Annotated in this window: 6 protein-coding genes; 2 read left to right on the plus strand and 4 right to left on the minus strand. The window is 27.8% G+C overall.

Annotated features, from left to right (window positions below):
- Window positions 1-122: 122 nt before the first annotated feature.
- Window positions 123-980, minus strand: a complete 858-nt coding sequence (locus tag OW729_RS18925) for a TerD family protein (protein ID WP_268063100.1) — start codon at window positions 978-980, stop codon at window positions 123-125.
- 56 nt (window positions 981-1,036) lie between these two features.
- On the minus strand, window positions 1,037-1,699 hold the full coding sequence (locus tag OW729_RS18930) for an AIM24 family protein (RefSeq protein WP_268063101.1): 663 nt from the start codon (window positions 1,697-1,699) through the stop codon (window positions 1,037-1,039).
- 252 nt (window positions 1,700-1,951) lie between these two features.
- On the opposite strand from OW729_RS18930, the gene OW729_RS18935 reads away from it, so the two are divergent.
- Complete coding sequence (locus tag OW729_RS18935; protein ID WP_268063102.1) at window positions 1,952-4,558, plus strand: YceG family protein; 2,607 nt, start codon at window positions 1,952-1,954, stop codon at window positions 4,556-4,558.
- Between the two features lie 131 nt (window positions 4,559-4,689).
- Window positions 4,690-5,775, plus strand: coding sequence for a toxic anion resistance protein (locus tag OW729_RS18940; RefSeq protein WP_268063103.1), 1,086 nt, complete (start codon window positions 4,690-4,692; stop codon window positions 5,773-5,775).
- A gap of 219 nt (window positions 5,776-5,994) precedes the next feature.
- On the opposite strand, the gene OW729_RS18945 is transcribed toward OW729_RS18940, so the two are convergent.
- Window positions 5,995-7,959, minus strand: a complete 1,965-nt coding sequence (locus tag OW729_RS18945; protein WP_268063104.1) for an ABC transporter permease — start codon at window positions 7,957-7,959, stop codon at window positions 5,995-5,997.
- Complete coding sequence (locus OW729_RS18950; RefSeq protein ID WP_268063105.1) at window positions 7,946-8,710, minus strand: ABC transporter ATP-binding protein; 765 nt, start codon at window positions 8,708-8,710, stop codon at window positions 7,946-7,948. Before OW729_RS18950 ends, OW729_RS18945 begins: the two co-directional genes overlap by 14 nt.
- Window positions 8,711-9,031 lie beyond the last annotated feature (321 nt).

Raw genomic sequence — 9,031 nt, forward strand, 5'->3', positions numbered from 1 at the left:
TTTTCATTATGAGCTTATTCTTTTACTTAGTTGTAAGATTTTCTAACTTTAGGAGGAAAATCATCCTCTACTATTCTTTATTCTCTGTTCACTAGTCTCTACTCTAATATTACGTCGCAACATTATTCTATTGTGTCCACTCCATAGTTATCACATAGTGCTTTAAGCCCACCTAAAAACCCACTACCTATTGGGGAGACTTTCCACTCGTTTTTATGCCTATAAATTTCTGCAGCAACTAAAGCAGTCTCTTGATTTAAATTTTCAGTGAATTTATAGTTAATTATTTCAGTTTTGGTTTGAGTATCTATAATCCTAAAGTGACCATTAGATACATAACTAAAATGTTGATTTCTCTTTTCGGCATCATATATAGTTATGGTAAAAGCTAACTTCTGTATATTGTTAGGGATTAGATTTAAGTTGAGTTGAGCAGTAGTATTGTATCCTCTTTTTAACAAAGAATTATGATCTTCCCCCAAAATTATTCCTGTATCTCTACTTTTAGGATTTCCATAAAAAATAAAATTTTCTTCAGAGGTTTTCCCATTTATATCTACCATGAATATAGATGTATCTAAATCGAATTCTATATTTCTATTAAAAGTTATATCCCAATCTAATGCTACTATTAATTTTCCAAGGTTTTGTGTTAGAGAATTTAAACTTAATTTTTGACCTCTTTTTAATTGCATAGAATTAGATGTATTTATTTTGCTTCTAATACTTTTATCTATTGAAGGTTTATGTTGCAAATTTGAACTAGAATTTGTTTGTGAAGAGGCTGAATTTATTGATGTAGGGGGTGAAGCTTGAGTATTAGAGACTACAGTTCTGTTTTGACTAAAAACTTTTGATGGCTGTGAAAGGTCAATAGTTCCTACATCTTGCCTTAAAGAAGTTTCTACAATTAAACTCCCATATCTTTTTTGTTGCTCATTTATTTTGTTCATATTGGGGTTATGTATATTTAAATTCATATATATCCTCGCTTTCTAACTAAACAAGTAGTTAAAAATTATAATAAGGAAAATAACTAGTCTATGGCTATGTTTAAGCCAGAGCCAGCTCTTTCACATGGTTGGACTATAACAACTTCTCCAGGATTGTTAAATTCAAGGAAGTATGTTTCACCAGAAGTTTGTCCGATAAATGTTTTCCAACTTACATCTGTTCTAAAGCTTGGATCGGGGCCTGTCCAACATATAACAGCATCAGGGTCTACAACACAAGGGGTTTCAAGTATTAAAGGATTTCCATCTGTAGTTATAGCTACTTGGGCATTATGGTTTAAAGCTGTAAGTTTTGATGTGAACATTCCCTTTTGAGATATAACTCCAGTTCCTATGAATCTAACACCGTATTTACAATCTTCAGTAAAAGCAAGTAAGTTTTCTCCTTCGACACCTATACTTTGACCGTTTTGAAGTGTTATTATACTTACATGTTGAGCGCTATTTGCCATATAGTATAAACCATTACCATCAACTTTCATTATAGGGATGTTTTCACCTGTAAGTTTTCTTGCTGCCAAGTTTATAACTGAATTTAATATACTTCTATTTTGATTAGTGTCTAATAAGACTTTTTCTGCTTTAAAACTACCTTTGCTGGCTACCATGGCACCTACCCTAGCAAAAAAGTGGCCACTACCTTCTGCTACACAAGTTAATTCTTGATGTACTTTAAAATTAAACATTATAATTGCCTCCTTTATAGAAGTGATTAATTAGTATTAAAATAGTATCCTAGCTTTAAAAGTAAATTATTTTTTTTAATTATTGTTAGTATATCATAATTGAATTTATCTTATATAAAATTTAAGTAATTTTTATGGTTTTTTTGATATTTTAAATAGGATTTGCAAGATTTATGTCTAATCTGTATAAAATATTCCTTATATATATTATAATTGTATAATAAGAATCAATTTAAAAGGTAGGTATGTTATATGATAAGTATTCGTAAATTTATAAATCCATCTCTTCAAAATTCATGCAATATTTTCAATGATATATTTATACCTGTTAATAGAAGAATAGGATTTATGAATGGACCTAGTCCAATTATGCCTATTTATTTTTACAGATGTATAGGAATTAAGGAAGATGAAAAAGAATATTATGATTGTTTAAATAAATTAGATAAAGAATTATCTGATTTAAATCAGTTATATTTGAGATTTATAGACAGCGTACCATTAAAAACTAATGCCCAGCTTATGAATAAAGTTCAAAGCATGTGGGCCAATAATGAATTAAAGTCTGTAAGTGGTGTTGAAACAAAATCTTTAATTAAATTATTAAAAGTATATAAGATTATACCTTCTGTAAATCAGGCATTACTAAATTCTTCTATAGAAGAGGGTATTAACTATATATTAAGACTATATTTAAAAAAAGAAACAAACCTAAATTTAACCAAAATTAAAAATTTTATATTGAAGTTTATTACTTGGATAAATGATTTTGTACCAATTTTGGTAAAGAAATTTGATGTGAAAAACACACAGGATATAATAAATCCTAAAGTTATTTATTATGGAGATATAAAAAAACATGAGGTTTTATTTTTAATATTCTTATCAAGACTAGGGTGTGATGTTCTGTATATAAATTCTCCTTCCGATGGAGACTTTTCAATTATAGATAAGGAAGGGAATTATTCTAAGATAATAAATTTTCCTAAGAATCAGCCTTTTAACACAAAAAGAATATTAGAGGATTTAAGTGCAAATAAAGATTTAAATATAAGCTCAAATTTAAATGGAGATTTAAAAAACTCTAGTACAGACATTAAGATGAGCAATATAAACACAAATAATATAAATACAAGAATAAACACAAAATCAGTAAATGTAAATAACAATTTAGCTAGATCTCAAGAGAATAAAGTAGATTTCCATCTAGATGATTATACTCAAGCTATAAGCTCAGCACTAAAGGAGTCTAATGATATACTTAAGGAATTTACAGAGTCTCTAAATAATAGAGGGGGATTTATAGGAAAGCCACTTCCAATAATTCCAATGTATTTTTATAGATATATAGGAATAAGTGAAAATAAGGATGAGTATTATAACAGTTTATATAGATTAAATAAAAAATTAGAATCCCTTGGAGAATTATATCTAAAGTTTACGTCTGACATACCTATTGAATCTAACGCAGAACTTATAAAAAAGACAAATGGCGTATGGAACTCATTAAATAATTTTGACAAAAGCAAAAAAGATATTTTAATGGGACTTTTAGTAAAGGCAGAGGCTTTTCCTGATTTAAGAGAAAAAATAATAACTTATTCCATAGTAAAAAGTTTTAATACTATTTTAGAACTATATATTAATAATGAAGTTAACATTAACGGAGGAAGAGTTAAAAATTTCTGTTTAAAGATACTTATGTGGATACATAAGTATTTGCCAGATTTATTTAAAAAATTTGATTATCTAAAAAATTCTATAGGCGAAATATATAATCCTAAGATACTATATTATGGGGATATAAAAAAACACGAAGCATATTTCCTAATGTTTTTAGCTGAAATGGGATGTGATATTATATATATTAATTCCTATAGTGATGAGGTGTTCCAAGAAATAGACAGAGATGAAGTTTATACAAAATTAGTTACTTTGGCAGATAAACAACAGATGAAGGATTTTCCAAAAGAAGAGATAATGATAAGAGAAGAAACAACTGCTTTCAAGGCATCAAGAGAAATTGCTAATGTTATATATAATAATGAAGATGGGCTTTATAAACCTTGGCAATTTGAAGAGTATGGAATTTATCCTGTGACTTTAAAAACAACTTATGATGAACTAAAAATTTTATGGAAAGAAGAAGCGAGGATGCGTCCAAGTTTTAAAATAGAGAATAAAACAGTATATATTCCTAATTTATTTGCTAAAATAAGTGGTACTAATAGAGATATAAATCTATATTGGCAGGATTTCTGTGAATTTAAAGATGTAGAAAATATATTTTTTATACCTGATATACCTTATATAAAAGGAGATTATTCACGGTATGCTTTATATTCTCTTGAATACTGTTTTGATAAAAACAAATTAATTGATAAAGAAAATTTATTTAAGAACAAATTATATAAATTTGCTTATTTAAAAACAGCGCTTCAAGATACTATTGTGGATAAGATAAATCAGCTTATCAAATTGTCACCATTCAAACATGCTATTGATACTGAATTTAGACTTAAAGTTTTAATGACTGTGCTGAATATGGATACAAATATATTAGAATTGATTCAAAAGTTCGATTATCCATTTAGTATACCAAAGCTATTAATTTATGATAATGATAAAGATATATTTAGTGATGAAGATTCTATTATACTTGCATTTTTGAATCTCATGGGATTTGATATAGTTATCTTTACACCTACAGGATATAACAATATAGAACAGAAAATAGATGATAAATATTATGATATCCATAAACTTGAAGATATAAAATTTGATTTACAGATACCAAATAATTTTAAAGGGATTCGTAAAAATAAACAAGGTTCATTTTGGTCTAATCTTTTTAGATAGATTATGATTGAAAAAATTTTTAGTAGGATGGTATATTAGTGAGAATAGTAATTTTATTATAATAAAATCAATAATTTAAAACATATTAGGCGAATAGTTCAGTTAGTTTTAAATAAGGAGGAGTTTTTATAATGAACAATAATGAAATGATGTTACAACCAGAGGTTAATCTTGAAAAGGAAACCCAAGAAATTGCACTAAAAGTTAAAAATTCACCACAAGTAATGGCACTTGCTAAGCAAGTAGATGTACAAAATGTAGATAGTATAATGGGGTTTGGACAAGATGCAGCATCAGGAATATCAGGTTTTGCAGATCAAATATTGCATACCATTCAAAATACAAAATTAGAAGATTCAGGCCAGTTATTAACACAACTTAATAAGATAATGGAAAAGTTTGATGCCAAGGATTTTGAAGATAAAAAACCAGGATTTTTTAGTAAAATTTTTAATAAAGCCAAGGATTCAATAGAAGCTTTATTCCAAAAGTATAATACAATGGGTGGGGAAGTAGATAAGGTATATGTTCAATTAAAGCAGTATGAAAATGAGATAAATAATTCAAATCAAAATTTAGAGCAAATGTTTAATAAAAACATGGATTATTATACTCTTCTTGAACAGTACATAGCTGCTGGAAATTTAGTTGTAGAGGATTTTAAAACAAATATGCTACCACAACTTGAGAGTAAAGCTGCTTCTTCAACAGATCAAGTAGATCAAGTTAATTTGTCAAATGCCATGCAGCTTTTACAAATGATGGAGCAAAGAATTTATGATTTAGAACTTGCTAAGAACGTATCACTTCAAACAATGCCTCAAATAAAAATGATACAACAAGGGAACTATAATTTAGTGAGAAAGATAAATTCTGCATTTATAGTTACTATACCTATATTTAAGCAAAGTTTAATACAAGCTATAACATTAAAAAGACAAGCTATTCAATCAAAGGCTATGGCTGCTTTAGATGAGAAAACAAATGAGTTACTTTTAAAGAATGCTGAAAACACTGCTCTTCAATCTAAACTTACAGCTCAGCTTGCATCAGGAAGTTCAATTCAAATTGAAACTCTTGAAAAAACATGGCAGACTATAGTTCAAGGTATAGAAGAAACAAAACAAATTGAAAAGGAAGCAAGTGAAAAACGTCTTGATGGTAAAAAACGTCTTGAAGCAATACAAAGAGACTTTGAGAGTAGAGTTAGAAAATAAAATTATAGTATAAATAAATATTAGTTTTTAAATTATAATTACTTATAAGATTATTGGACTTATATAATTTTATAAGTATTATTAAAACAGAAAAACAGATAGAAGAATGAGTATAATAAATTCTTCTATCTGTTTTTATATTAGGTTTTGTTTTAAAATAGTGTAAACAATCTTATTAAACGAATTCAATAATTTATTAAAACATATTCTTATATTAATTTATATTTTAGAATTTACAGTTTTGTTATATGAGCTTACAGTTATAAGGTAATAAACCATGTAAATTAATGCATAAGCTCCTACACTTATTCCTAGTGGAATTGTTAAGTCTAGATTTAGGGCATCACCTAAAATTGATACAGCCACTAAACTATGGATTATTCCTAAGATTAAAGGTAAAAGGAACACAAATAAAAGTTGTTTACTAATAGAGTTTTTAATTTCTTTTTTATTTACCCCTATTTTCTTAAGGAGAGAATATCTTTCTTTATCATCATTAGCTTCTGATAGTTGTTTAAAGAATATGATGCTTCCTGTAGCAAGTAGAAATACTAGTCCTAAGAATCCTGCTGTAAACATTAATAATCCAGAAGTTACTAAACCGCTCTTATACATAATGTAATATGAGGAAAAGTGCCACATCATAGGATCTTTAGTTAAAGGTTTTAAACTTTTATCAGCAAAGTTCATTAATTCTTCTGTTAATTGCTCGCTATCTTCTTCATTAGCATTCATATAAGCTTTTACTTTATGAATATTTTTATTATTAAACACTTCTTTATATACATTATCTTGTACTACTATAGTTATACGAGACATATATTGGCTTAGTAATGGATATGATTTAAAATCTATAATTTTAAAATTTTTATTTCCAGTAGGTAGTTTTAATTTTAAAGTTTGTCCTGTATAGCTATCCATGATTTTATTGCTATGACTTTCATCAAATAATACTATTTCATTTGGATTATTGAGAGTAAATTTATAGTCTAGTCCTCTCAATTTGGCAGTTTCATTAAAGTTACTTTGTGAAATAACATCAATGTTAACGTCTTTATCAACTGCAAATTGGATATTACGGAATACATTCGGTAAATCTCCTTTAAATCTTAGTAAATTAACATCAACGGATCCTAGTAATTTGTTTTTAGGGTATTTTGCCATTATATTTTCTATTTTTTTATCTACTTCTTTATTAGTCAGGTCATTAACATAACTAAAAGGATATTTAATTTTATTATTTACTTTAAGATCATAAGCAAAGCTGGCTGTTACTCCCATGGCGGTTAAAGTTGTAGCACTAAGTACAGCTATAGTAGCTAATGTTCTAGAATTTCCTTTTATTCTATGAGACAACTGAGAAATTCCTATCATATTTATGCCGTTATAAAAGTGTTTTTTATTTTTCTTTCTAAGTTTAACTACAAATACTACAAAAGAAGAGAAGAAGAAATAAGTACCTATAACTACAAGCACTAATGTTAATAGGATTCTAGTTCCAAAGCCTAAATTTAGTCGTTCATCAAACATATCTAGGTATATCTTATAACCTCCAATTATAAAAATCATTGAAAGTATAGCTAATATAGCAGATGCTTTAGGTTCTTTTTCTCTTGTGCTTTCTGCTTTAAAAAGATCTATTAGTTTAAATCTATAAATTATTGTATATCCATGAATAGAAGTTATTAAAAATAATATTCCAAAAGTTATGCATGTATTTATAATAGCTTTTGGAACTATAGCAAATTTAACTTCTATAGAAATCCCCATAAGTTTAAGTAGAAGCATTATAAATACTTTCGATAATAAACTTCCAAGAAATATTCCAGCAAGAAGAGCTAATGCTCCCATAGCTATGTTTTCGTAAAATAACATTCGCCCTATTTCCCTTTTTTTAACTCCCATTAAAGAGTAAAGACCAATTTCTTTTTTTCTTTTTCTGGTAAAGAAAGAGTTTGAATACCATATAAATATAGCTACAAATATTGCAATTACTACAGAGGCAGCTTTGAAGCCACTAGCGACTTTCCCTATTTCATCAGCTAAATCTAGAATTTGTTGATTGTATTGTATTGAAGTAAAAGTAAAATAGATTAATATGCTAAATACCATAGAGGTAAAATAAATAAAGTAATTATAGAAATTTCTTTTTACATTTTTAATTGCCATATTAAATAAGGTCATTATTCCCACCTCCAAGGGTCTTCAATACATCTAGTATTTTTTGGAAGAATTCTTTACGTGAATTACCACGTACAAGTTCTGTGAATAATTCTCCATCTTTTATAAATAATATTCTTTTACAGTAACTAGCAGCGAAAGCATCGTGAGTTACCATCATTATAGTAGCTTTATTGTTTTCATTTAAGTCACTTAAGCATTGTAGTAATTCCTGAGAAGATTTAGAATCTAATGCACCAGTAGGTTCATCTGCTAATATAAGTTTTGGATTATTTATAATAGCTCTAGATGCTGCGGCCCTTTGTTTTTGCCCACCAGAAACCTCATAAGGATACTTATTCAATATCTCTCTTATTCCTAGAGTATCAGCTATAGAATTTACTCGAGACTCTATTTCATTATGATTTACTTTTGAAAGTGCTAGAGGAAGCACTATATTTTCTTTAAGAGTTAATGTATCAAGTAAGTTGAAATCTTGAAATATAAAGCCAAGTTTATTTCTTCTAAATGAAGATAATTTATCTTCATTCATGTTTAATATATTGTCTCCATCTACATTAACAATTCCAGAACTTGCTTTATCAATAGTAGATATTATATTTAAAAGAGTAGTCTTTCCTGCACCAGAAGGTCCCATTACACCTACAAATTCGCCTTCTTTTATTTCCAAATTTATGTCATGAAGGGCAGTATAGATATTTCCTTTCGAACCATATATCTTTTTTAAGTTTTTAGCTGTTAAAACAGTATTCATTTTATTTCCTCCCGTAAATTCATTTATATCTTTAATAGTATTTTAACCCAATAAACTAACGAGAACCATTTATCTACCTAACAAATAGTTATTTAAAACTTACATTTGTGTCACATTAGAATAATATTACGACGGAATGAGTAACGGCATAGAAATAGGTTTTTCTAAATATATGTAGTTATCCATTAAACCTCCAGAGGGCAAAGAAATACTAAAGGTGTATTCTTCTAAAAATGCTACCCTCGCTATGGGGAGTCCATTCCCCAGCTCGGCTGTCGGAGTCCGTTCCGACAATTACGCATTTTTAGAAACCTACACCTT

The organism is Clostridium brassicae, from assembly GCF_026738875.1.
GTDB classification, from domain to species: Bacteria; Bacillota; Clostridia; order Clostridiales; family Clostridiaceae; genus Clostridium_H; species Clostridium_H brassicae.

Bases quoted from the DNA above. Each gene is read 5' to 3' on its own strand.
- OW729_RS18925 (WP_268063100.1), bottom strand. From the start codon at position 980: ATGAATTTAAATATACATAACCCCAATATGAACAAAATAAATGAGCAA.
- OW729_RS18930 (WP_268063101.1), bottom strand. From the start codon at position 1,699: ATGTTTAATTTTAAAGTACATCAAGAATTAACTTGTGTAGCAGAAGGT.
- OW729_RS18935 (WP_268063102.1), top strand. From the start codon at position 1,952: ATGATAAGTATTCGTAAATTTATAAATCCATCTCTTCAAAATTCATGC.
- OW729_RS18940 (WP_268063103.1), top strand. From the start codon at position 4,690: ATGAACAATAATGAAATGATGTTACAACCAGAGGTTAATCTTGAAAAG.
- OW729_RS18945 (WP_268063104.1), bottom strand. From the start codon at position 7,959: ATGACCTTATTTAATATGGCAATTAAAAATGTAAAAAGAAATTTCTAT.
- OW729_RS18950 (WP_268063105.1), bottom strand. From the start codon at position 8,710: ATGAATACTGTTTTAACAGCTAAAAACTTAAAAAAGATATATGGTTCG.